The sequence below is a fragment of the Streptomyces buecherae genome, assembly GCF_014295035.1.
Classification (GTDB): Bacteria; Actinomycetota; Actinomycetes; order Streptomycetales; family Streptomycetaceae; genus Streptomyces; species Streptomyces youssoufiensis.
Genome location: NZ_CP060404.1, coordinates 1,791,053 through 1,815,730, shown reverse-complemented (window position 1 = coordinate 1,815,730; position 24,678 = coordinate 1,791,053). Strand labels below are relative to the sequence as shown.

General features: G+C 70.4%; 16 protein-coding genes. 12 read left to right on the top strand and 4 right to left on the bottom strand.

Features of this window, described 5'->3' with window-relative positions; all coding sequences use genetic code 11:
• Nucleotides 1-72: 72 nt before the first annotated feature.
• Complete coding sequence (locus H7H31_RS06565) at nt 73-1,140, bottom strand: TolB-like translocation protein (protein WP_232109718.1); 1,068 nt, start codon at nt 1,138-1,140, stop codon at nt 73-75.
• A gap of 458 nt (nt 1,141-1,598) precedes the next feature.
• On the opposite strand from H7H31_RS06565, the gene H7H31_RS06560 reads away from it, so the two are divergent.
• From H7H31_RS06560 to H7H31_RS06510, 11 genes are all read left to right on the top strand, one after another.
• On the top strand, nt 1,599-4,433 hold the full coding sequence (locus tag H7H31_RS06560) for an aconitate hydratase (protein WP_269475441.1): 2,835 nt from the start codon (nt 1,599-1,601) through the stop codon (nt 4,431-4,433).
• 698 nt (nt 4,434-5,131) lie between these two features.
• On the top strand, nt 5,132-6,568 hold the full coding sequence (gene ngcE, locus H7H31_RS06555) for an N-acetylglucosamine/diacetylchitobiose ABC transporter substrate-binding protein (RefSeq protein WP_187063170.1): 1,437 nt from the start codon (nt 5,132-5,134) through the stop codon (nt 6,566-6,568).
• 51 nt (nt 6,569-6,619) lie between these two features.
• Nucleotides 6,620-7,534, top strand: a complete 915-nt coding sequence (locus H7H31_RS06550; RefSeq protein ID WP_187063069.1) for a carbohydrate ABC transporter permease — start codon at nt 6,620-6,622, stop codon at nt 7,532-7,534.
• A 162-nt stretch (nt 7,535-7,696) separates the two neighbouring features.
• Entirely contained in the window at nt 7,697-8,578 is an 882-nt protein-coding gene (locus H7H31_RS06545; protein WP_390858192.1) for a carbohydrate ABC transporter permease, read from the top strand.
• Nucleotides 8,579-8,950: 372 nt separating this feature from the next.
• Nucleotides 8,951-10,147, top strand: coding sequence for an ROK family transcriptional regulator (locus H7H31_RS06540; RefSeq protein WP_187063179.1), 1,197 nt, complete (start codon nt 8,951-8,953; stop codon nt 10,145-10,147).
• Nucleotides 10,148-10,724: 577 nt separating this feature from the next.
• Nucleotides 10,725-11,825, top strand: coding sequence for an ABC transporter substrate-binding protein (locus H7H31_RS06535; protein ID WP_187062496.1), 1,101 nt, complete (start codon nt 10,725-10,727; stop codon nt 11,823-11,825).
• A 107-nt stretch (nt 11,826-11,932) separates the two neighbouring features.
• Entirely contained in the window at nt 11,933-12,727 is a 795-nt protein-coding gene (locus tag H7H31_RS06530) for an ATP-binding cassette domain-containing protein (RefSeq protein ID WP_187062495.1), read from the top strand.
• Nucleotides 12,724-14,064, top strand: a complete 1,341-nt coding sequence (locus H7H31_RS06525) for a sugar ABC transporter permease (RefSeq protein WP_372456017.1) — start codon at nt 12,724-12,726, stop codon at nt 14,062-14,064. Before H7H31_RS06530 ends, H7H31_RS06525 begins: the two co-directional genes overlap by 4 nt.
• A gap of 347 nt (nt 14,065-14,411) precedes the next feature.
• Nucleotides 14,412-16,355, top strand: coding sequence for a 1-deoxy-D-xylulose-5-phosphate synthase (dxs, locus tag H7H31_RS06520; protein ID WP_187062497.1), 1,944 nt, complete (start codon nt 14,412-14,414; stop codon nt 16,353-16,355).
• Nucleotides 16,356-16,677: 322 nt separating this feature from the next.
• Nucleotides 16,678-18,192, top strand: a complete 1,515-nt coding sequence (locus H7H31_RS06515) for an amino acid permease (RefSeq protein ID WP_187062494.1) — start codon at nt 16,678-16,680, stop codon at nt 18,190-18,192.
• A gap of 299 nt (nt 18,193-18,491) precedes the next feature.
• Nucleotides 18,492-19,064: a hypothetical protein gene (locus H7H31_RS06510; RefSeq protein WP_187062493.1), complete on the top strand. Its 573-nt coding sequence runs from the start codon at nt 18,492-18,494 to the stop codon at nt 19,062-19,064.
• 446 nt (nt 19,065-19,510) lie between these two features.
• Here H7H31_RS06510 and H7H31_RS06505 read toward each other — a convergent pair whose 3' ends face one another.
• Entirely contained in the window at nt 19,511-19,906 is a 396-nt protein-coding gene (locus H7H31_RS06505) for an NTP pyrophosphohydrolase (RefSeq protein ID WP_187062492.1), read from the bottom strand.
• 120 nt (nt 19,907-20,026) lie between these two features.
• Here H7H31_RS06505 and H7H31_RS06500 point away from each other — a divergent pair, with 120 nt between their 5' ends.
• Entirely contained in the window at nt 20,027-21,070 is a 1,044-nt protein-coding gene (locus H7H31_RS06500; protein WP_187062491.1) for a hypothetical protein, read from the top strand.
• Between the two features lie 228 nt (nt 21,071-21,298).
• Here the strand turns inward: H7H31_RS06500 and H7H31_RS06495 are convergent, their stop codons facing one another.
• Nucleotides 21,299-23,434, bottom strand: coding sequence for a 3-hydroxyacyl-CoA dehydrogenase NAD-binding domain-containing protein (locus H7H31_RS06495; RefSeq protein WP_187062490.1), 2,136 nt, complete (start codon nt 23,432-23,434; stop codon nt 21,299-21,301).
• Nucleotides 23,431-24,645, bottom strand: a complete 1,215-nt coding sequence (locus H7H31_RS06490; RefSeq protein WP_176164607.1) for a thiolase family protein — start codon at nt 24,643-24,645, stop codon at nt 23,431-23,433. The genes H7H31_RS06495 and H7H31_RS06490 overlap by 4 nt, the downstream gene beginning before the upstream one ends.
• Nucleotides 24,646-24,678 lie beyond the last annotated feature (33 nt).

Below are 24,678 nucleotides of genomic sequence, written 5' to 3'. Positions count from 1 at the left end.
CCGTCACGGCTCCCCACCGCTCGTGCGCGGGCGCGCGAGCGGTGGGGAGCCGAGACACGGTGGCCGGGGCGGTCAGTGGAAGTGGCGGACGAAGACGTCTGGGGTGCCGTTGGTGTCGTCGGGCACGATGTCGTCGGCCGCCGACGTGAAGACCACGCCCCGGCCGTGGGCGCTGACCGCGTCGACGCCGGCGGAGGCGGGCTGCCGGGAGACGATCTCGTCGGTGCCCGTGCTCAGGTCGCGCAGCGTCAGCGACGGCTGGTCGGGGTCCGCCGGGTCGTTCGGGGCGTACAGCAGATAGCGGCCGGTGGGGTCGATGGCCACGCCCCGGGCGTTCGGCACCCGTTGGGCGGTGCCCGAGCGCACGTCGTGGACGTGGGTGTCGGGGCCCGAGCGGTAGACGACCTTGCCGCTGTCCTCGCTGAGCTGGACGAGCGTCGCCTCCTTGGACGGGCCCTCGATCGGGCCGTGGGTGACGCCGTCGGTCCGGTCCCGTACGAAGACGTCGCCCGCCTCGCCGTCCTGGTAGGCGACACGGCGGCTGTCGCCGCTGAGGGACGGCCGGGGCGGGCGCCGGTGGTCGAACTCGGCGATGGTCTCCCTGGCGCCGGTGAACACGTCCTGGAACTCGACGCGCTGGTGGGACGCCGGCGGTCTGGGAGCGACGACGTAGACGGCGTGGTGGCCGTCCCCGTTCAGCGCGAGTTGGCCGCAGTGGGGCCAGCAGTCGAGGCCGCCGATGGCCCCCGTCCGCACCTGCCACAGGTAGATCTTCACGTCCCGCATCCACGGCACCGGATAGCCGAGGTAGGCCCCGTCACCGCTGATGACCGGCGGCTCGATCGGGTCGTAGTACCCGATCCGCCTGATCTCGTCTGTCCGCTGGTCGCGGAGGTAGACCTCGTCGCCCTCCTGCGGGCGGTCGGGCGTGAGGTTGTCCGCCGCCGACGCGAAGACGACATGACGGCCGTCGGGCGTGATCGACGCGTCGCCGGAGCCGCCGTCCGCCGGGGTCCCGTCGGCCGCGAGGCTGATCCTCTGGACGCTCGTCTCGCGGTCGTCCGCGCCGCGCGCCCCGGCCGTGGGCTCGGCCGAGGCGGCCCCGGGTAACACCGCCGTGACCGCGCAGAGCGCGACCACCGTGCCCAGGGCGGCTCTGACACGTCGCGTGGTACCTCGGTTCGCGTTTCTCCTCATATTCCCCCCACGTACAAGGCGCAGAATCCCCCCTGATCCCTCGCCAGAGGACCACAGGCATGCAACCGTGATGGCGCTGTGGGGTCAATGCGTCACATGGCGTACGAGCGTTGCGTTCCGGCCACGGCAAGAGGAACCGGCGCGCGCCGGTTCCTCGTAGTGACAGGGGTGGCGAACGCGGCGGAATCCCCGGCGGGCCGTGGGGGACACGGGCAACCAGCGCATGACCGTGCGCCAGCGATGTACTAGAGTTATCTCGACATCGAGATATCTGCCGAGAAGGCGTACCGCTGTCGCGCTAGTTAGGCGTGCCTAAGTTAGGCGTACCTTAGCGGATCGGCAAGGTCCCGGGGCGGCAGGATGCGGTGGTACGCGCGAATTCATGCATGAAGGAGACTGTCGTGTCGGCGAACAGCTTCGACGCCCGCAGCACGCTGCGCGTGGGCGACGAGTCGTACGAGATCTTCAAGCTGGACAAGGTCGAGGGCTCCGCCCGCCTGCCCTACAGCCTGAAGGTGCTGCTGGAGAACCTGCTCCGTACCGAGGACGGCGCGAACATCACCGCCGACCACATCCGTGCCGTGGGCGGCTGGGACTCGCAGGCGCAGCCGAACCAGGAGATCCAGTTCACCCCGGCTCGCGTGATCATGCAGGACTTCACCGGCGTGCCCTGCGTCGTGGACCTCGCCACCATGCGTGAGGCCGTCAAGGAACTGGGCGGCGACCCCGCGAAGATCAACCCGCTGGCGCCGGCCGAGCTGGTCATCGACCACTCCGTCATCGCCGACAAGTTCGGCACCCACGAGGCGTTCGCGCAGAACGTCGAGCTGGAGTACGGCCGCAACCGGGAGCGCTACCAGTTCCTGCGCTGGGGCCAGACCGCCTTCGATGAGTTCAAGGTCGTCCCGCCCGGCACCGGCATCGTGCACCAGGTCAACATCGAGCACCTGGCCCGCACCGTGATGGTGCGTAACGGACAGGCGTACCCCGACACCCTCGTCGGCACCGACTCGCACACCACGATGGTCAACGGCCTCGGCGTGCTCGGCTGGGGTGTCGGCGGCATCGAGGCCGAGGCCGCGATGCTCGGCCAGCCGGTCTCCATGCTCATCCCGCGCGTCGTCGGCTTCAAGCTGACCGGTGAGCTCAAGCCCGGCACCACCGCCACCGACCTGGTGCTGACCATCACCGAGATGCTCCGCAAGCACGGCGTGGTCGGCAAGTTCGTGGAGTTCTACGGCGAGGGCGTGGCCGCCACCTCGCTCGCCAACCGCGCCACCATCGGCAACATGTCGCCGGAGTTCGGCTCCACCGCCGCGATCTTCCCGATCGACGCCGAGACCATCAAGTACCTGAAGCTCACCGGCCGCTCCGAGCAGCAGCTCGCGCTCGTCGAGGCGTACGCCAAGGAGCAGGGCCTGTGGCTGGACCCGGCCGCCGAGCCGGACTTCTCCGAGAAGCTCGAACTGGACCTGGCCTCGGTCGTCCCGTCGATCGCCGGCCCCAAGCGCCCGCAGGACCGCATCGTCCTGGCGGGCGCCGCCCAGCAGTTCGCCAAGGACGTCCTCAACTACGTCGAGGCGGGCGTCACCGGCGGCGACGACCGCAAGCCGGGCGTGCCGCAGCAGACCGCGCCGCACGGCGTGGCCTCCCCGGTGGACGAGGCGAGCGCCGAGTCGTTCCCGGCTAGCGACGCCCCGGCCTACGGCAGCGACGACAACGGCGCCGGCGCCCCGCAGCACGCGGACGGCACCGGCGAGCGCGTGCCGTCGAACCCCGTCACCGTCACCGCCCCCGACGGCTCGACGTACGAGATCGACCACGGCGCCGTCACCGTCGCCGCCATCACCTCCTGCACCAACACCTCCAACCCGTACGTCATGGTCGCCGCCGCCCTGGTGGCCAAGAAGGCGGTCGAGAAGGGCCTGACCCGCAAGCCGTGGGTCAAGACCACCCTGGCCCCGGGCTCCAAGGTCGTCACCGACTACTTCGACAAGGCGGGCCTGACCCCCTACCTCGACAAGGTCGGCTTCAACCTGGTCGGTTACGGCTGCACCACCTGCATCGGCAACTCGGGCCCGCTGCCGGACGAGGTCTCCAAGGCCGTCAACGAGAACGACCTCGCCGTCACCTCGGTCCTCTCCGGCAACCGCAACTTCGAGGGCCGGATCAACCCCGACGTCAAGATGAACTACCTGGCCTCCCCGCCGCTGGTCGTCGCGTACGCCATCGCCGGCTCCATGAAGGTGGACATCACCAAGGAGGCCCTGGGCGTCGACACCGAGGGCAAGCCGGTCTACCTCGCGGACATCTGGCCCACCGAGGCCGAGGTCAACGACGTGGTGGCGAACGCCATCGGCGAGGACATGTTCTCCAAGTCCTACAGCGACGTCTTCGCGGGCGACGCCCAGTGGCAGGCGCTGCCGATCCCCACCGGCAACACCTTCGAGTGGGACCCGGAGTCCACCTACGTCCGCAAGCCCCCCTACTTCGAGGGCATGGCGATGGACCCGTCGCCGGTTCAGGACATCGCCGGCGCGCGCGTCCTGGCCAAGCTGGGCGACTCGGTCACCACCGACCACATCTCCCCGGCCGGCGCCATCAAGGCCGACACCCCGGCGGGCAAGTACCTGACCGAGCACGGTGTCGAGCGGCGCGACTTCAACTCCTACGGCTCGCGCCGTGGCAACCACGAGGTCATGATCCGCGGCACGTTCGCCAACATCCGGCTGCGCAACCAGATCGCGCCCGGCACCGAGGGCGGCTTCACCCGCGACTTCACCGTCGCGGACGGCCCGGTCTCCTTCATCTACGACGCGTCGCAGAACTACCAGGCCGCGGGCATCCCGCTGGTCGTCCTCGCGGGCAAGGAGTACGGTTCCGGCTCCTCCCGCGACTGGGCCGCCAAGGGCACCGCGCTGCTGGGCGTCAAGGCCGTCATCGCCGAGTCCTACGAGCGCATCCACCGCTCGAACCTGATCGGCATGGGCGTCCTGCCGCTCCAGTTCCCCGAGGGCGCGACGGCCGAGACCCTCGGCCTGACCGGCGAGGAGACCTTCTCCATCACCGGCGTGACCGCGCTGAACGACGGCAGCACGCCGCGCACGGTCAAGGTCACCACCGACACCGGCGTGGAGTTCGACGCGGTCGTGCGCATCGACACCCCCGGCGAGGCGGACTACTACCGCAACGGCGGCATCATGCAGTACGTCCTGCGGTCGCTGATCCGCAAGTAAGTAATCGGCCGGGCGCGCCGGAGCGGAAATTCCGGCTCCGGCGCGCCTATTGGTCTGGACTAAGTCTGCGGAAGGTCGGTGGAAACCGGCCTTCCGCTTTGACTTTCGGGCCCGGGTCGAACCGGTTCGCGCGTGGGCGCGAGCCGGTTCCGCCCGGCCCGGGTAAGCAGAAGCGGGCCGCATTCCCCCGGGAATGCGGCCCGCTTCCGTGTCTGTCGGCCGGACCCGTTCGCGGGCCTGTCCGCCGGCCTGTGAGGCCGGCGGGCTGCCCGAACGGGCAGCGCTCATACGCCGTGTGGCCAGGCGAAAAGCGGGTCCCGTCGGGATGCCTCTGGGGCCTGGGTGTCGAGCGCGCAAAAAGCCGTTCGGGCGCGCTGGCGCCCCACCTGGACCATGGCTCGCGCCCGTATGTCGCGAGGTCTCAACTCGGGAAAGACTGCTGACAATTTCTGCTTTCGATCTTGCCCCCTGCGCGTTGAGTGGACTATACCTGTCGCGTCTGAGTCGCCGTAGTTCACGGCAGTGGGCCCGATGGTGAAGCGGCGCGTCTACCTGGCGTGCTGTCGTCATCGACGCCCCGGCGCATATGCAGCACATATCAGCTCCAACTGACCCGCGGTGTCGGGTCGTTCGCCATAGGCGGACGCGGTACGGGAGATCTGACACCGCCTGAGTCCTGTAGAAGGCGAGGACTTGAGATGGGATTCACCTCTGAATTCGGCCGTCGTGATCTGGTCAAACGGACGGCGGCGATCGGGCTGATCTCCGTTCCCACCATGACGGCGTTGAGCGCGTGCGCGACCGGTGGCGGCGACGACACCAAGCAGGTGGAAAAGGGCAAGAAGTCGGCGAAGAATCCGCTGGCCGTCAACGAGAGCGCGGGGCTGGACGTCGTCATCTTCGACGGCGGCTTCGGTGACGAATACGCGAAGGCCGCGCAGGCGGAGTACGTGAGGGCGTATCCGAAGACGGACGGGAAGATCAAGCATTCGGCGACGCAGAAGATCCAGGCGAAGTTGGCGCCGCGGTTCAACGGTGGTACGCCGCCGGATCTGATCGACAACTCGGGTGCGGAGCAGATGGATTTCGGCACGTTGGTGTCGAAGGACCAGCTCACGGATCTGCGGGAGTTGTTGGACGCGCCGTCGTTGGATGATCCGAACAAGAAGGTGCGGGACACGCTGCGGCCTGGCGTGTTGGAGATGGGCCAGTTCGAGGGGGATGAGGTCTGGGTCCTGTACTACGCCTACACCATCTACGGGGTGTGGTATTCGAAGTCGTTGCTGGCCAAGCACGGCTGGGAGTATCCGCAGACCTGGGACGAGATGTTGGCGTTGTGTAAGGAGGCGAAGAAGCAGGGGATCGCGGGGTGGACGTATCCGGGGAAGTACCCGTACTACCTGCCGTTCAGTCTGTATCCGTTCATCGCGAAGATCGGTGGCCGCGAGACGTTGGATGCCATCGACAACCTGGAGCCGAACGCGTGGAAGCACGACGCGGTGAAGGCCGCGTTCGAGGCGTATCACGAGTTGCAGGCCAAGGGGTACGTCCTCAAGGGCACGCCGGGGCTGGATCATATTCAGTCGCAGGTGGCGTGGAACGAGGGGAAGGCGTTGTTCATCCCGAACGGTTCGTGGGTGGAGAACGAGACGAAGAAGACCACGCCGAAGAACTTCGACATGGGTGTGGGTGCGCCGTCGTCGTTGGATTCGGGTGACAAGCTGCCGTACGGGACGATCTGGGCTTCGGGTGGTGAGCCGTTCATCGTGCCGAAGAACGCGAAGAACCCGCGGGGCGGTATGGAGTTGTTGCGGATCATGTTGGGCACGAAGTCCACGCAGAACTTCATCCAGCAGGTGTCGTCGCTGTCCTCGCTTAACGGTGGGACGGAGGGGTTGCGGCTTCCGCCGGGGTTGGCGTCGGCGCAGGAGTTGTGGAAGAAGGCGGGGGATAACGTCGTCAATCCGCGGTTGCAGGATTGGTATGTGACGTTGCAGAAGGAGAAGATCGGGGTGGCGGCGTTGGGCGAGATGATGGCGGGGCGTATGTCGCCGAAGGAGTGCATGGCCAAGTGTCAGAAGTTCGCGGATGAGACGGCGAAGGACTCCGCGGTGAAGAAGTACCGGCACAAGTGAGGGCGCGCTGGCAGTGGCGCTTCCCGCGGGCGAGGAGTGGGGTCGGTAGTAGTGCGGCACGGTAAGTACGGCTTCATCGTGGGGTTTTTGGCCCTGCCGTTGGCGATTTACGCGGTTTTTGTGATCTCGCCGTTCGTCCAGGCTATCTACTATTCGTTCACGAATTGGAGTGGTCTGAGTTCGGATCTCCAGATGGTGGGGTTCGATAATTACCGTAAGTTGCTGGATGATGATGTGTTCTGGCATGCGTTGCGGAACAATCTGGTGTTGTTGCTGGTGTTGCCTTTGGTGACGCTGGGTATGGGGTTGTTCTTCGCGTTCATGTTGAATGTGGGTGGGCGGCGTAAGGGGGCGGTGGTCTCGGGTGTGCGGGGGTCGTCGCTGTACAAGGTGGTGTACTTCTTCCCGCAGGTGTTGTCGATCGCGATCGTGGCGTTGATCTTCCAGTTCGCGTACAACCCGAACAGTGGGGCGTTGAACTCGTTCCTGTCGGGGATCGGGTTGGATTCGGTGCAGCCCAACTGGTTGGGTGATCCGAGCCTGGCGCTGTGGTGTGTGATGGCGGTGATGGTGTGGAGCAATGTCGGGTTCTATGTGGTGTTGTTCTCGGCGGCGATGAGCACGATTCCCCGGGATTTCTACGAGGCGGCGTTGTTGGATGGTGCGAACCGGTTCACGACGTTCTTCCGGATCACGTTGCCGTTGCTGTGGGACACCGTGCAGACCGGTTGGGTGTATATGGGCATCCTGGCGTTGGACGCGTTCGCGGTGGTGCAGATCATGACGGTCGGTCCCGGTGGTCCTGACTACTCGACCGAGGTCCTGACGTGGTTCGTGTACACGAAGGGCATTCGGGACGGGCAGGCCGGTTATGCCACCGCGTTGGGGGTGGCGTTGCTGATCGTCACGATGATCTTCGCGGCGATCGTCATGCGCCTCGGCCGCCGAGAAAGGCTGGAGTTCTGAGATGAACCCGTTGTCTCACCCGTCTGCTCGCCCGAGCGAAAGCCAGCAGGGCCTGAACGCCGACCGACGCCGTGAAGTGGGGAGCGAAGCACCGTGACCGGACTGCCACCGAGCCACGCCCCCGACGTGTCGGGCGTGAGCAAGGAAGATCCCACCACGCCCGTGAAAGTCGCGCCGCCGACGGTGTCGGGTGCCGGGCGGCAGCGTGGGGACCGCGCCGGTGGGGTGCTCAACGTGTTCTCGCACGGCATTCTGGCCGTGTGGGGACTGTTGGTCACGCTGCCGCTGTTGTGGGCGGCGATGAGTTCGCTCAAGACCGACCGGGAGATCTTCACCTCGCCCTGGTCGCTGCCCTCGTCGCTGCATTTCCAGAACTGGTCCGACGCGTGGAACACCGCGAACATGGGCCGGTACTTCCTGAACTCGGCCGTCGTCGTCGCCGGCTCCCTCTTCGGCACCATGCTCCTGGGCGCCATGGCCGCCTACGTCCTGGCGCGGTTCGAGTTCCGTGGGAACCGGTTCATCTACTACCTGTTCGTCGGCGGCATGAGCTTCCCCATCGTGCTGGCGTTGGTGCCGCTGTACTTCGTGTTGCAGAACATGGAGATGCTCAACACCAAGCACGGCCTGATCCTGGTCTACATCGCGTACTCGCTGCCCTTCACGGTCTTCTTCCTGACCTCGTTCTTCAAAACCCTGCCCACCTCCGTGGCAGAGGCGGCGATGATCGACGGGGCCTCGCACACGCGCACGTTCTTCCAGGTCATGCTGCCCATGGCCAAACCAGGACTGATCAGCATCGGCATCTTCAACTTCCTGGGCCAGTGGAACCAGTACATGCTGCCCTACGTACTCAACCAAGGCGAGGAGAAGGACAAACTCCTCCCCCAGGGACTGGTGGAACTCGCCGTCTCCCAGGGATACAAAGGCAACTGGGCCGTCCTCTTCTCCGGCCTCCTCATCGCCATGATCCCCGTCCTCGCCGTCTACATCATCTTCCAACGCCAGGTCCAAGCCGGCCTCACCGCCGGAGCCCTGAAGTAGTCGCACCCGGCTGACCACGGCCCCGGACCCGCCCCGCGCGGGACCGGGGCCGCTGCCGTGCCGTCCGGGCTCCGCGTCGTGATCACGGGGGTCGGGCGGCGGCGCGGCCCCCTCCCGCGTTACGGTGTGCCGCTGCCGTTACGGTGTGCCGCCGCGCGGTGCCGCCGGCGATCGGCGTCGCCGGCCCCGCGAAACCGCCGCTATCCAACGGGCCGCTGTCCGACGGGTGGCGGTGGTGCGTCGAGGACTTGACGAGTGGCAACCTGTACGGCTCAGCTTAGAGTTCACATGTTGGAGACATCGCCGGACCTCACCTGCGGTCCGGCCGGCGACCGGCCGTCGCGCCGTACGCCGAGGCGGGAGTGGATGGGCGTGGAGACTCCGGGATCGCAGTCGTCGCTGCACCGGGCCAACCTTGAGCGGGTCGTGCGCGCGGTGCGCATGGCGGGGTCCCTCACGCAGGCGGAGATCGCCCGTACGACGGGGCTCTCGGCCGCCACGGTCTCCAACATCGTCCGCGAGCTGAAGGACGGCGGCACCGTCGAGGTGACCCCGACCTCCGCCGGCGGTCGGCGGGCCCGCAGCGTCGCGCTGAGCGGCGACGCCGGCATCGTCGTCGGCGTCGACTTCGGCCACGCCCACCTGCGCGTCGCCGTCGGCAACCTGGCCCACCGGGTGCTCGCCGAGGAGACCGAGCCGCTGGACGTGGACGCCTCCGCCGCGCAGGGCATGGAACGCGCCGAAGCCCTGGTGGGACGCCTGATCGCGGCCAGCGGCATCGCGCCGGACAAGGTGGTCGGCGTCGGGCTCGGCGTGCCGGGCCCCATCGACGTGGCCACCGGAACGCTGGGCTCCACCGCGATCCTGCCGGGCTGGGCCGGCACCAACCCGCGCGACGACCTCGCGGCGCGCCTCGGCGTGCCCGTGTACGTGGACAACGACGCCAACCTGGGCGCGCTCGGCGAACTGGTGTGGGGGAGCGGCCGTGGCGTGGCCGACCTGGCGTACATCAAGGTCGCCAGCGGCGTCGGCGCGGGCCTGGTGATCAGCGGCCAGATCTACCGCGGGCCCGGCGGCACGGCCGGCGAGATCGGCCACATCACGCTGGACGAGTCGGGCCCGGTGTGCCGGTGCGGCAACCGCGGCTGCCTGGAGACCTTCACCGCCGCCCGCTACGTGCTGCCGCTGCTGCACTCCAGCCACGGCCCCGACCTGACCATGGAGCGCATGGTGGCGCTCGCGCGGGAGGGCGACCCCGGCTGCCGCCGGGTGGTCTCCGACGTCGGGCGGCACGTGGGCAGCGGCGTCGCCAACCTGTGCAACCTGCTCAACCCCAGCCGGGTCGTGCTCGGCGGCGACCTGGCCGAGGCCGGCGACCTGGTGCTCGACCCGATCCGCGACTCGGTCGCCCGGTACGCCATCCCGAGCGCCGCCCGGCAGCTCTCCGTGCTGCCGGGCGCCCTCGGCAGCCGGGCCGAGGTCCTCGGGGCGCTGGCCCTGGTGCTCAGCGAGATGGGCGACTCCACGCTCCTGGACGGCGCCGTCGCCGCCACGCCGGCCCTGACCTGATCCGACCCGGCCTGCCCTCACCCAGCGGCGCCGTCCCGGCGCCTGCCCGCCCCCCGCACACCCACGCGCGCGCCCCGTGCCCGCACCCCGCGACCTCGGGGCCCTCCCGTGCGCCCCCGCGCCGTAACCTCCGCCGCGCCCGCCCGCCGGCGCCCCCTGCCTCGCCCGAGCCGGAGCCTGGGCCCCGGCCCGCCCGGGGCGCCCCGCGCCGCGCACCCCTGCCGAGCCCCGCCGTGGCCCGTCCAACTCCACCGTGGCCCGTCCAGCCCCGGCCCGCCTCGGCCGCCGCCACCGCCGGCGGCCGACCACCCGCCGTACCCGCCGCGCCCGCCTGCCCGTCTGCCTGCGACGAAGCTCCCTCGCCAGCACCCGGCGAGGTCGCACGCGCCCTGCCGACCGGCATCGCGCGCACCGCCGGCCGCGACGCTCGCGTCCCACTCGATCCTGAGTTCACAGGCGTAATGAATGGCATCGTTGCCATCTCGTTAAGAATTTACTTCTTGACGCTTGTGTGACCGCCGAGTTGACTTCCAGCCACCTCGGCCGCAGTGACGGCCGCGTCAGGGAGGTACCCCATATGAACGCGACGCTCCGTCGTGTCGTCATCGCCACCGCCGCGGTCAGCCTGACCGTCGGCCTTGCCGCGTGTGGCAAGGCCAAGGAGGCGGACGGTCGTGAGTCCAGGGACCGGAAGAAGGGCGACGCTCTTACGATCGGGCTCCTGCTGCCGGAAGACCAGACCGCGCGCTACGAGAACTTCGACCAGCCCTTGATCGAGAAGCGGGTCAAGGAGCTCTGCTCGGCCTGCGACGTCAAGTACGTGAACGCCAAGTCGGACGCGTCCGTCCAGCAGCAACAGGTCGACTCGATGATCACCAAGGACGTGGACGTGATCATCCTCGACTCGGTGGACTCGAAGTCCATCGCCAGTTCCGTCGAGAAGGCGCACGACGCCGACATCCCCGTCGTCGCCTACGACCGGCTGGCCGAGGGCCCCATCTCCGCCTACACCTCCTTCGACAACGCGGAGGTCGGCAAGGTCCAGGCCAGGTCGTTGCTGAAGGAGATCGGCGGCAAGGCCAAGAGCGGCCAGATCGTCATGCTCAACGGCTGGGAGGCCGACCCCAACGCCGCCATGTACAAGCAGGGCGCGCTCTCCGTGCTCAAGGGCAAGGTCAAGATCGGCAAGTCGTACGACGTGGAGAAGTGGCTGCCGAACCTCGCCAACGACAGCATGAACGGTGCCATCTCCTCGCTCGGCAAGGACAAGATCGTCGGCGTCTACTCGGCCAACGACGGCATGGCGGGCGGCGCCATCACCGCGCTGCGGCAGGGCGGCTTCGACAAGCTGCCGCCGGTCACCGGGCAGGACGCGGAACTCGCCGCCGTGCAGCGGATCATCGCCGGCGAGCAGTTCATGAGCGTCTACAAGTCGTACAAGATCGAGGCCAAGACGGCGGCCGAGATGGCGGTGGCCCTGGGCTGGGGCGAGGACGTGCCGGCGGGGACCACCGTGGACAGCCCGACCGAGAAGGACGTACCGGCCACCCTGATCCCCCCGGTCGCGCTGACCGTGGAGAACGTCAAGGACACGGTCATCAAGGACGGCCTGTACCCGCTGGACAAGATCTGCACGGCGAAGTTCAGGAGCGCCTGTGAACGGGCCGGCCTGCGGTAGCCGACGTACCGACCGCGGCCGGTATCCCGCGGCTCACCCGAGTTCCGTACCCGCCGCCCCCGTCCGGGCGCGGCGCATCCCCCGCCCCGGGTAGGGCGGTGAAGGAGATGGTTGACGTGACCGCTACGCCCGTACTGGCGTTGCGCGGGATCTCCAAGCGATTCGGTGCCGTCCAGGCGCTCACCGACGTCGATCTGGAGGTCCGGGCCGGCGAGGTGGTCGCCCTGGTGGGCGACAACGGTGCCGGCAAATCCACCCTGGTCAAGACGATCGCCGGGGTCGGCCCCGCCGACGACGGCGTCATCGAGTGGCGGGGGCGCCCGGTGCGGGTCGACCGCCCGCACGACGCCCAGGCGCTGGGCATCGCGACCGTGTACCAGGACCTGGCGCTGTGCGACAACATCGACGTCGTCGGCAATCTCTTCCTCGGCCGGGAGATCACCCGCGCCGGCATCCTCGACGAGGTCGAGATGGAGCGCCGCTCGCGCGAGCTCCTGGACACGCTCTCGATCCGCATTCCGAGCGTGCGCATCCCCATCGCCTCGCTCTCCGGCGGCCAGCGGCAGACGGTGGCCATCGCCCGCTCCATGCTGGGCGAGCCCGGCCTGGTGATCCTGGACGAGCCGACCGCGGCGCTCGGCGTCGAGCAGACCGCGCAGGTGCTCGACTTGGTGGAACGGCTGCGCGAACGCGGCCTCGCGGTGATCCTCATCAGCCACAACATGGCCGACGTCAAGGCCGTGGCCGACCGGGTCGCGGTGCTCCGGCTGGGCCGTAACAACGGCACCTTCGACGTCAGGACCACCTCACAGGAGGACATCATCTCCGCGATCACCGGCGCCACCGACAACGCTGTCACCCGCCGTAAGGCCCGTACCTCGAACGCGGAGGACCACGCGTGAGCACCGACCTGAACAAGTCAGCCGACGAGCCACGCGAGGGCGCCGACACCACGGGGACGGACGCCGGCCGGCCGGCCGCGCCCCCCATCGAGGGCGCCCCCGTGGCCCCCGGCGCGGTCACCGCCGTCGACCCCCGTCTCATCGTGCGCGAGGAGGGCGTGCGCGGGTACGTGCGGGAGTTCGGCCGCAAGCTGCGCGGCGGCGAACTCGGCTCGGTCCCCGTCGTGGTCGGCCTGGCCATCATCTGGGCCGTCTTCCAGTGGCGGGACTCGGCCTTCCTGTCCCCGAAGAACCTCTCCGACCTGTCCATCTACATCGTCGGCACCGGGATGATCTCGGTCGGCATCGTGCTCGTCCTGCTCCTCGGCGAGATCGACCTGTCGGTCGGCTCGGTCAGCGGCCTGGCCGCCGCCGTCCTCGCCGTGCTCTACGTCAACGAGGGCCTGGCCGAGTGGCAGGCCATCCTCATCGCCCTCGTCTCCGGCGCGGCGGCCGGGGCCGTGCACGGCTTCTTCTTCGCCCGCATCGGCGTCCCGGCGTTCGTCGTCACCCTGGCCGGGCTGCTGGCGTGGAACGGGCTGATGCTCCAGGTGCTCGGCACCACCGGCACCATCAACCTCGACCGCGACAGCTTCATCGTCCACCTGACCAGCCACTACTTCGTCTACATCGCCGTTGCCTACGGAGTGGCCGGGCTCGCCGTGGCGCTCTTCCTCGCCGCCCAGCTCCTCGACGCCGGACGCCGCCAGGCCGCAGGCGTGCCCTCCCGGCCGCTCGGCGAGATCCTGGCGCGCACCGCCGTGCTGGCCGTACTGGCCTTCGCGGCGGCCTGGCGGCTCAACGAGTACAAGGGCCTGCCGCTGGCGCTGCTGATCTTCCTGGTGGTGCTGATCGGCTACGACGTCCTGCTGCGCCGCACCCGCTTCGGCCGCCAGGTCTTCGCCGTCGGCGGCGGCGTGGAGGCCGCGCGGCGGGCGGGGATCAACGTCGCCCTCGTCCGCATCGCCGTCTTCTCGATCTCCGGCCTCATGGCGTCGGTCGGCGGCCTGTTCATCGCCTCCCGGATCGCCGCGGCCAACCAGGGCGCCGGCACCGGGAACCTGCTGATGGAAGCCATCGCCGCGGCGGTCATCGGCGGCACCAGCCTCTTCGGCGGCCGGGGCAGCGTGTGGTCGGCGCTGCTCGGCATGCTCGTGATCGGCTCCATCGCCTCCGGCATGGCGCTGCTGGGCATCGAGGCGTCCGTGCAGTACATGATCACGGGTGGCGTGCTGCTCGCGGCTGTGGTAATTGACTCGGTTTCGCGTCGCACGCAGCGCTCGGCCGGGCGCGGCTAGCACCCCCAGCGGCCCCACGGGGTCCCGCCATACGCTGGTGGGACCCCGTGGGGCCGCGTTGTGGCCCGCCTCGGGGCGCTAGGGGGCCCGCTCGGGGCTCACGTGCCAGTGCGCCGGCACACCCCGCGCCACGGCCCGCCGGGCGCGTGGGACCCCCGCGCGGGCGGACCGCCAACGTCCGAGAACTGGACCACTCGCGTGAGTTACATCGCATCGGCCCAGCATCACCGTCAAGTGCGGAACATTAGACTCGTCAGACCGACAAGGCTCGACAGCTCTACACCAAGGAGGCGCAAGTGCCGAAGGAGCCGCGTGCAGCACGTGCGGAGGCAGCGGACGGGTGGCGACTGCTGAGCCGTGTGAAGCGGCCTCGCGACCTCGACCGGCTGAGCCTCGCGCAACTGGACGAGCTGGCGGCGGAGATCCGCTCCTTCCTCGTCGAGGAGGTCGCCAAGACCGGCGGCCACCTCGGACCCAACCTCGGTGTGGTCGAGCTGACCATCGCCCTGCACCGGGTCTTCGACTCCCCGAAGGACCGGGTGCTCTGGGACACCGGACACCAGTCGTACGTGCACAAGCTGCTTACGGGCCGTCAGGACTTCTCCAAGCTCAAGGGCAAGGGCGGCCTGTCCGGCTACCCCTCCCGCGCCGAGTCCGAGCACGACGTCATCGAGAACAGCCACGCCTCCACGGTCCTCGGCTGGGCCGAGGGCATCGCCAAGGCCAACGAGCTGCGCCGCAAGAACGACCACGTGGTCGCCGTCATCGGCGACGGCGCGCTGACCGGCGGCATGGCCTGGGAGGCGCTCAACAACATCGCCGCCGCCAAGGACCGCCCGCTGGTCATCGTCGTCAACGACAACGAGCGCTCGTACGCGCCGACCATCGGCGGCCTCGCCAACCACCTGGCCACGCTGCGCACCACCGACGGCTACGAACGCTTCCTCGCCCGTGGCAAGGACCTCCTGGAGCGCACCCCGGTCGTCGGCCGCCCGCTGTACGGCACGCTGCACGGCGCCAAGAAGGGCCTGAAGGACTTCATCGCGCCGCAGGGCATGTTCGAGGACCTGGGCCTGAAGTACGTGGGCCCCATCGACGGCCACGACATCGAGGCGCTGGAGTCCGCCCTTGAGCGGGCCAAGCGGTTCGGCGGCCCGGTCATCGTGCACTGCCTGACCGAGAAGGGCCGCGGCTACACGCCGGCCCTCCAGGACGAGGCGGACCGCTTCCACGCCGTCGGCAAGATCCACCCCGACACCGGGTTGCCGATCTCCTCCTCCGGCGCCGACTGGACCTCGGTCTTCGGCGAGGAGATGGTCAAGCTCGGCAAGGAGCGCGACGACATCGTGGCCATCACGGCGGCCATGCTCCAGCCGGTGGGCCTGGAGAAGTTCGCCAAGGAGTTCCCTGACCGGGTCTTCGACGTGGGCATCGCCGAGCAGCACGGGGCCGTCTCCGCGGCGGGACTGGCCACCGGCGGCCTGCATCCGGTCTTCGCCGTCTACGCCACCTTCCTGAACCGCGCCTTCGACCAGGTGCTGATGGACGTGGCGCTGCACAAGTGCGGGGTGACCTTCGTCCTGGACCGGGCGGGGATCACCGGCACCGACGGCGCCTCGCACAACGGCATGTGGGACATGTCCATCCTCCAGGTCGTCCCGGGGCTGCGGCTGGCCGCCCCGCGCGACGCGGACCAGGTCCGCGCCCAGCTCCGGGAGGCGGTCGAGGTCACCGACGCGCCGACCGTGGTGCGCTACTCCAAGGGCGCGGTGGGCCCGGCGGTCAAGGCCGTCAACCGGATCGGTGGCATGGACATCCTGCGCGAGCCGGCCCCCGAGGGCCGGGCCGCCGGCCGGGCCGACGTGCTGCTCGTCTCGATCGGCGCGCTCGCCCCGATGTGCCTCGAGGTCGCCGACCTGCTGGACAGGCAGGGTATCTCGACCACGGTGGTGGACCCGCGGTGGGTCAAGCCGGTCGACGAGGCGATGCCGGTGCTGGCCGAGCGGCACCGGGTGGTCATCACGGTCGAGGACAACAGCCGGGTGGGCGGCGTCGGCTCCGCCATCGCGCAGGCGCTGCGCGACGCGGGCGTGGACGTGCCGCTGCGCGACTTCGGCATCCCGCCGCGCTTCCTGGACCACGCGTCCCGCAAGGAGATCCTGGCCGAGATCGGCCTCACCGCGCCGGACATCGCGCGCCAGGTGACCGGCCTGGTGGCCAAGCTCGACGGCCGGTACGAGGCGGACGAGGCCGGCGCCCGCTCCGGTTCGGCGCAGGCCGCGCGCGACTAGCCTCCCCGACCGGGCCGCCCACGGCGCGCCCGCCCGACCGACCATGCCGGGTCGGCCCGCACGGCGCACCACGCCGCGCGCGGCCGGCCCGGCATCGTGCTGCCGGGGCCCGCGCGGGCCCGAGCGCGGGCCGTGCGCCGTGGGCCGCGCCGGGGCGCGGCACCCAGGCCCGGGGCGTGGGCCGGGTGGTCCAGCGGGGGCGCCGCGCCCCGCGTCCCATCGGGTGAACCGGGGCGGTGTCGGCGGTGTGCGCGGTCGGCTGGCCCGTGTGGTGCGAGAGCTTGACGCGGACGCGTGATCGAGCCAGGGCGGAGGAACGCCGATGAGCACACGGGCACCCGGGAGGGGCCGGGGAGGCTACTTCCGTACCAAGACCGTCGAGCAGTCCCTCCGCGACACCGAGGAGCCCGAGCACGCGCTGAACAAGTCCCTGTCCGCCCTCGACCTGACCGTCTTCGGCGTCGGGGTGGTCATCGGCACCGGCATCTTCGTGCTCACCGGACAGATCGCCAGGGACACCGCGGGCCCCTCCGTCGCGCTGGCCTTCCTGGTCTCCGGCGCCGTCTGCGCGCTGGCCGCCCTGTGCTACGCGGAGTTCGCCTCCACCGTGCCGGTCGCGGGCTCCGCGTACACCTTCTCGTACGCCTCGCTCGGCGAACTGCCCGCCTGGATCATCGGGTGGGACCTGATGCTGGAGCTGGCGCTCGGCTGCGCGGTGGTCGCCGTCGGCTGGTCGGGCTACGTGCGTTCGCTGATGGACAACGTCGGCTGGCACCTGCCCGACTGGCTGTCCGGGGCCGGTCAGGCGGAGGGGTTCGGCTTCGACCTGCTCGCCTTCTTGCTGGTCGGGCTGGTGACGGCGGTGCTGGTGGCGGGGATGAAGCTGTCCGCGCGGGTCACCTCGCTGGTCGTGGCGGTCAAACTGGCGGTGGTGCTCCTGGTGATCGTGGCTGGCGCGTTCCTCGTGGAGGCCGACAACTACCGGCCGTTCATCCCACCGGCCGAGGGAACCGCCGACCAGGGCTCGGGGTTGACCGCCCCGCTCATCCAGGTCATGTTCGGGTACGAGCCGACGACCTTCGGCGTGCAGGGCGTCTTCACGGCGGCGGCCGTCGTCTTCTTCGCGTACATCGGCTTCGACATCGTGGCCACCGCGGCCGAGGAGACCCGGAACCCGCAGCGCGACGTGCCGCGCGGCCTGCTGGGCTCGCTGGCCATCTGCACGCTGCTCTACGTCGCCGTCTCGCTGGTGGTCACCGGCATGCGGAAGTACACCGAACTGACCGTGGACGCCCCGCTCGCCGACGCGTTCAAGGCCAGCGGGCACCCGTTCTACTCCGGCCTCATCAGCTTCGGCGCCGCGGTCGGACTGACGACGGTGTGCCTGATCCTGCTGCTCGGCCAGACCCGGGTGTTCTTCGCCATGAGCCGGGACGGGCTGCTGCCCCGGGCCTTCTCGCAGGTCCACCCGCGCTTCGGCACGCCCTACCGGTCCACCGTGCTGCTCGGCGCCGTGGTCGCCGTCATCGCCGGCTTCACCAGCCTGGCCGAACTGGCGGAGCTGGTGAACATCGGCACGCTGTTCGCCTTCGTCGTGGTCGCCATCGGCGTGGTCATCCTGCGCCGCACCCGCCCCGACCTGCCGCGCGGCTTCCGCGCCCCGCTGGTCCCCGCGCTGCCGGTGGCCTCCGTGCTGGCCTCGCTCTGGCTGATGCTCAACCTGCCGACCGAGACCTGGCTGCGCTTCGCGGCCTGGATGGCGCTCGGCTGCGTCATCTACGTCGCGTACGGCCGCTCCCACAGCCGCATGAGCGCGCCCACGAGCCCGGGGGAGTAGGTCGCCGTCACGCCCCCGTCTGGCCCCGCCGAGTGGGCGGGTGCGTCGGTGCGCGGATCGCCACACCCGAACACGCGGTCCGAAAAGCGGCGCGGTGGCGGGAACCGAGGGTCGGAAAGCGTCGATCTCAGGACCGGGAAAAGCGATAGGTGGCCCTGCCACTTGTCGGATCTCGTTGACGTCGTGATCCGGCGCCTGCGAATCTCGGTTGGGCCCGGCGGATTACCCACGGGTGGCGGCGTATTCGCCGAGAAAAGCGCGCTGACGGAGCGGCTGACACAGTGACAGCGGGAGCTGCGTTGAGATTTCGGGTACGTGCGTCCGCGCTGGCTCTGGCCGGTGGCCTGGCGGTGGCGGGCTGCGCCAGCGACTCCGCGTCCGCCCCCGTGGAGTTCACGTCACAGAGGGGGCAGGCGCTCGGAAAGGCCGAGGAGCGGGCGCGGCAGGCCGGCCTGACCTTCTCGTCGCACGATGCCAGCGAGGGTGATCGGGCGCCACGTGCCGACTGGTCCGTGTGTTTCCAGTCCCAGCGCGAGCGGAGCGTCGAGTTCGCCGTCGTCACAAAAGCCGAAACGTGCCCCAGCGCGGACGGTCGGCCGATCCCCTGGTTGCGGATGCCCGACGTGTCGGGAGGGCCGGTTTCCAGCGCGCGGGCCGAACTCACCGATTTCGAGACGGCCCTGACGAAGGGCGTTCGCCTGGTCGGAGCCCGCCCCGGCGTCAACCCGCACGCATACCCGGGCGACGGCGCGTCCGACTCCTGGACGGTCTGCTCCCAACGGCCCGCCCCGGGGACCGCCCTGGACGAGCGCTGGCAGGCCAAGGAGGACATCGAACTCCTCATCGCGCCCACCGACACGCGGTGCCCGTAAGGGAGTTGGCGGCGGGACCGTTGTCAGTGGGTCCTGCTTGACCCAGACGGGCGGGGCCTCGGCCCTGCTCTTCGTACGGCAGGCCGTGCGATCCGATCCCGAGCCCGGGGCGTGGCGCTGCCTGCTCTGGCCGGAGGGGCGCGCGGACCTGTTCGAGGCCGGCAGGGAACGCTCCGGCCCGGAGGCGCACGGGCTGGCCGCGCGGGCGCGCCTCGCCCTCCCGCGCGGCCTGCCGCGCCGCGAGCTGGGCGCCGACCTGGCTGACCACGCCCTGCGCGGCCCCCTGACCGTGGCTCACTCCCTCCCGCTGCCCCACGACCCGCCCGCCGCGTCCCCGTTCGGCGAGGGCATGGGTCGCCTCCTCGCCCGAACTCCTGGCCGAGGTCGCCCCCGTACGCGCGTACGGTGCCGCGCGCGGTGGACGGTGGTGCGGCGCGGCGCACGGCTCAGGTGCGCACCGACCTTGGCCCCGCCACGCTCGCCCCCAACGCGCCCACCCGCTCGCGCAGTTCGCGGTCGGCCGTGACCACCAGGCAGGGCCGCTCCGGCGGGCGGGCGGCGACGACGTCCACGATGTGGTCGTCTCCGCAGCCGGGCGCCGCCTCGACCCGTACGCCCGGCGCCGACGCCACCTCGCGGGCCCTGCCCTCCACGACGAGCACGATGTCCACCGGCTGCCCGCACGCCCACGCGGGCACGTCGGTGCGCTCGGGCAGTCCGGTGACGGAGAATGCGGTCAGTGCGTCGCGCAGTCGCTCGGCCGCACCATGTCGATCCCGCCACCAACCGTCGGGTACGGAGCCGACCACGTTCGCCGCGTCCACCACCACGAGTGCCTTCATGCGCCCAGCCTGGCACGATCTATGGCTCGGGGCCGTATTGCCCACGGGCGGGCACCCGGCGTGCGCGGCCAGGCAAAATACTATGGTCAGTGTTACAAGAGGGAAGGTTGTCTGCGAACCATGGTGTTGCGGTTGCTGCGCGGCAAGGACGGCAGGCTCTCGGCCTACGCCCCGGCGGCAGGCGGCATCGCCCGCTGGACGGAGACCCGTCCCGGAGGTCCGAAATGGACGGGGCCGGTGTGGCTGGACGTGCCGGGGCTGACCGTCTGTTCCATCGGCCAGGGGTCGGACGGCTACGTCCACCTGGTGGGCCTGCGGGAGAGACGCGCCCCCGATGAGCGGGTCGACGTGGACGTGGTGCACGCCACCCAGTACCAGACGGGCCGGCCGACCACGGTCTGGCACTCGCTGGGCACGCCGTACCCGAACGACTGGCACAAGGCCAGCCGCGTCAACGTGGTGACCACCGTCGTCGGCAAGGAGGGCGCCCTCCACGTCGTGGTCCGCAACGCGGGCGGCGGCATCAGCGCGCGCCGCCAGGACGCCAAGGGCAAGTGGAGCGGCTGGGTCGACTTCAAGGGCAGCAACGTCACCGAGGGCATCTCGGCCATCGCCACGGCTGAGGGCCGGGTGGAGTTCTTCGCGCCGGCCACGGGCGCCGCCCTGCGCTGGTACATGAACGAGCCCGGCGGCGGCCTCAAGCGCGGCAAGAACCTCGACGTGGACCCGCTGCCCGGCACCGCCTCCGGCGTGCAGACCGGCCCCGACACCCTCACGCACTACTGGCGGGACGCGGGCAGCAACGAGATCTTCGCCCTGCGCCCCGCCGAGGAGGGCGCCGAGCCCGTCTCGCTCGGCGGCGCGGCGGGCGAGGGCCCGGCCGCGGTCATCCAGGCCCCGGTCTACGGATACGACTGCACGGTCCTCGCCCAGCGCGAGCCCGGCACCGGGCGGCTGGCCGTGGCGGCCTACCCCACGGAGAACGAGGCCGCCGGCGTGTGGTGGACGCCCACCGGCGACCCGGGCCTGACCGAGCCCGCGTTGGCGCTCGACGGGTACGGGCGCGTCGTCCTCGCCGCCCTCGCGCCCGACCGCACCCTGCGCGTCGCCCGGCAGAAGACGACGGAGCCCGGGCTCGCGCTGGACGCCTGGACGGCCGTCTAGCCCCACGCCCGCGGGCCGGCCTCGCCGGCGCGAGCCGAGCCCGCCGGCGGCGGCCCCGTACCCGCCCCGCACGCGTCGTACGACGACCCCGCGTCCGCCGCCCGGCGGCGGCCCCGCACGCGCCCACGCGGAGGCGGGGCGCCCGGCGCCGCCCGTCGGCGCACACGCGAACGGGGAGTGCCACGCGCCGCGTGACACTCCCCGTCGACGGTGCGGGGCGGTGGGCCGTCAGGCCGGCACGCTCGCCAGCCCCGGCGCCAGGAACCGCTTGCCGGCGACCCGCTCCGAGACGCCCGCGCGGTCCAGGTACGGCGTGATGCCGCCCAGGTGGAAGGGCCAGCCCGCGCCGGTGATCAGGCACAGGTCGATGTCCTGCGCCTCGGCGACCACGCCCTCCTTCAGCATCAGGTCGATCTCCTGCGCGACGGCGTCGAGGACCCGCTCGCGCACCTGCTCCTCGCTCAGCACGCTGTCGCCCTGCTTGAGCAGCGCGAGGACCTCCGGGTCCAGCTCCGGCTTGCCCGAGTCGTGGACGTAGAAGCCGCGCTTGCCCGCCTCCACGACGGCCTTCAGGTTCGGCGAGACCGTGAACCGGTCCGGGAAGGCCCGGTTCAGCGTCTCGGAGACGTGCAACCCGATCGCCGGGCCCACCAGTTCGAGGAGGACCAGCGGGGACATCGGCAGCCCGAGCGGCTCGATCGCGCGCTCCGCGGTGGCCACCGGGGTGCCCTCGTCGATGACGTTCTGGATCTCGCCCATGAAGCGGGTCAGGATGCGGTTGACGACGAACGCCGGGGCGTCCTTGACCAACACCGCGGTCTTCTTCAGCGACTTGGCGACCGCGAACGCGGTGGCCAGCGACGCGTCGTCGGTCCGCTCGCCGCGCACGATCTCCAGCAGCGGCAGGATCGCCACCGGGTTGAAGAAGTGGAAGCCCACGACCCGCTCGGGGTGGCTGAGCTGGGACGCCATCTCGCTGACGGAGAGCGACGAGGTGTTCGTGGCCAGGATGGCGTGCGCCGGCACGACCGCCTCGACCTCGGCGAACACCTTCTGCTTGACGCCCATCTCCTCGAAGACGGCCTCGATGACGAAGTCCGCGTCGCCGAAGGCGGCGGCCTTGTCGAGCGAGCCGGTCACCTGGCCCTTGAGCCGGTTGGCCTGGTCCTGGTTGACCCGGCCCTTGAGCAGCAGCTTGTCGATCTCGCCGTGGACGTACGCCACGCCCTTGTCCACGCGCTCCTGGTCGATGTCGGTCAGCACGACCGGCACCTGGAGGCGGCGTACGAACAGCAGCGCGAGCTGCGAGGCCATCAGGCCCGCGCCCACCACGCCGACCTTGGTGACCGGGCGGGCCAGCGACTTGTCCGGGGCGCCGGCGGGCCGCTTGGCGCGCTTCTGCACCAGGTTGAAGGCGTAGATCCCGGACCGCAGCTCGCCGCCCATGATCAGGTCGGCGAGCGCCTGGTCCTCGGCGTCGAAGCCCTGGCGCAGGTCGCCGTTCTTGGCGGCGGCGATGATGTCGAGCGCCCGGTAGGCGGCCGGGGCCGCGCCGTGCACCTTCGCGTCCGCGAAGGTCCGGCCGCGCTCGACGGCCGCGTCCCACGCCTCGCCGCGGTCCACCTCGGCCCGTGCGACCTCGACCTCGCCGCTCAGCACCGACGCGGTCCACAGCAGCGACCGCTCCAGGAAGTCCGCGCCCTCGAAGAGCGCGTCCGCGATCCCGAGGTCGAACACCTGCTGGCCCTTGAGCTGCCGGTTCTGGTTCAGCGCGTTCTCGATGATGACGCTGACCGCGCGGTCGGCGCCGATCAGGTTCGGCAGCAGCGTACAGCCGCCCCAGCCGGGCACCAGGCCGAGGAAGACCTCGGGCAGCGCGAAGGCGGGCAGCGCCTTGGAGACGGTGCGGTAGGTGCAGTGCAGGCCGACCTCGACGCCGCCGCCCATCGCCGCGCCGTTGTAGTACGCGAAGGTCGGCACCGCGAGCTGGGACAGCCGCTTGAAGACGTCGTGCCCGCCCTTGCCGATGGCCAGCGCGTCCTCGTGGCGCTTGAGCAGCTCGACGCCCTTGAGGTCGGCGCCGACGGCGAAGATGAACGGCTTTCCGGTGAGGCCGACGCCGACGATCTCGCCGTCCGCGGCCTCCTTCTCCACCTGGTCGATGGCCGCGTTCAGGTTGGCCAGCGACTGCGGACCGAAGGTGGTGGGCTTGGTGTGGTCGAACCCGTTGTCCAGGGTGATCAGCGCGAACCGCCCGGCGCCGGGCAGGTCGAGGTGGCGCACGTGGGCCTGCGTGACGACCTCGTCCGGGAACAACTCGGCCGCGCCCCGCAGCAGTTCGGTGGTGGCGGTGGTGGTGCTCACTTGCCCTCCCAGTGGGGGTTCTCCCAGATGACCGTGCCGCCCATGCCGAAGCCGACGCACATGGTGGTGATGCCGTACCGCACCTGCGGCTGCTCCTCGAACTGCCGGGCGAGCTGGGTCATCAGCCGCACGCCGGAGGAGGCCAGCGGGTGGCCGTAGGCGATGGCGCCGCCGTACTGGTTCACCCGTGGGTCGTCGTCGGCGATGCCGTAGTGGTCCAGGAGCGAGAGCACCTGCACGGCGAACGCCTCGTTGATCTCGAACAGCCCGATGTCGTCGATCGACAGGCCGGCCTTGGCCAGCGCCTTCTCGGTCGCCGGGACCGGGCCGATGCCCATGACCTCGGGCTCCACGCCCGCGAACGCGTAGGAGACAAGCCGCATCCGCACCGGCAGGCCCAGCTCGCGCGCCACGTCCTCGGCGGCGATCAGCGAGGCGGTGGCGCCGTCGTTGAGACCGGCCGCGTTGCCCGCGGTGACCCGGCCGTGCGGGCGGAAGGGGGTCTTGAGGCCCGCCAGGTTCTCCAGCGTGGTGCCGGGCCGCATCGGCTCGTCCGCGGTGGCCAGGCCCCACCCGGTCTCCCCACCCTCCGGGCTGGTGCGGCGGATGGAGATCGGCACCAGGTCCTGCTGGATCTTGCCGTTGGCGTACGCCTTGGCGGCCTTCTCCTGGCTGCGTACGGCGTACTCGTCCGCGCGCTGCTTGGTCAGATGCGGCAGCCGGTCGTGCAGGTTCTCCGCCGTCATGCCCATGAACAGGGCGGACTCGTCCACCAGCTTCTCGGACACGAACCGCGGGTTGGGGTCCACGCCCTCGCCCATCGGGTGCCGGCCCATGTGCTCGACGCCGCCGGCCACGACCACGTCGTAGGCGCCGAAGCTGATGGAGCCCGCGGTCGTGGTGACGGCCGTCATGGCGCCGGCGCACATCCGGTCGATGGAGTAGCCGGGCACGCTCTGCGGCAGGCCCGCCAGGATGCCGGCGGTGCGGCCGAGCGTCAGGCCCTGGTCGCCGATCTGGGTGGTCGCGGCCACGGCCACCTCGTCGATGCGCTCCGGCGGCAGCCCGGGGTTGCGGCGCAGCAGCTCGCGGATGCACTTGACGATCAGGTCGTCGGCACGGGTCTCGTGATAGATGCCCTTCGGGCCCGCCTTGCCGAACGGGGTGCGGACGCCGTCGACGAAGACGACTTCCCTAGCGCTACGAGGCACGTTGGCTCTCCCTCTCGTTGTGTTCGCTCGCCA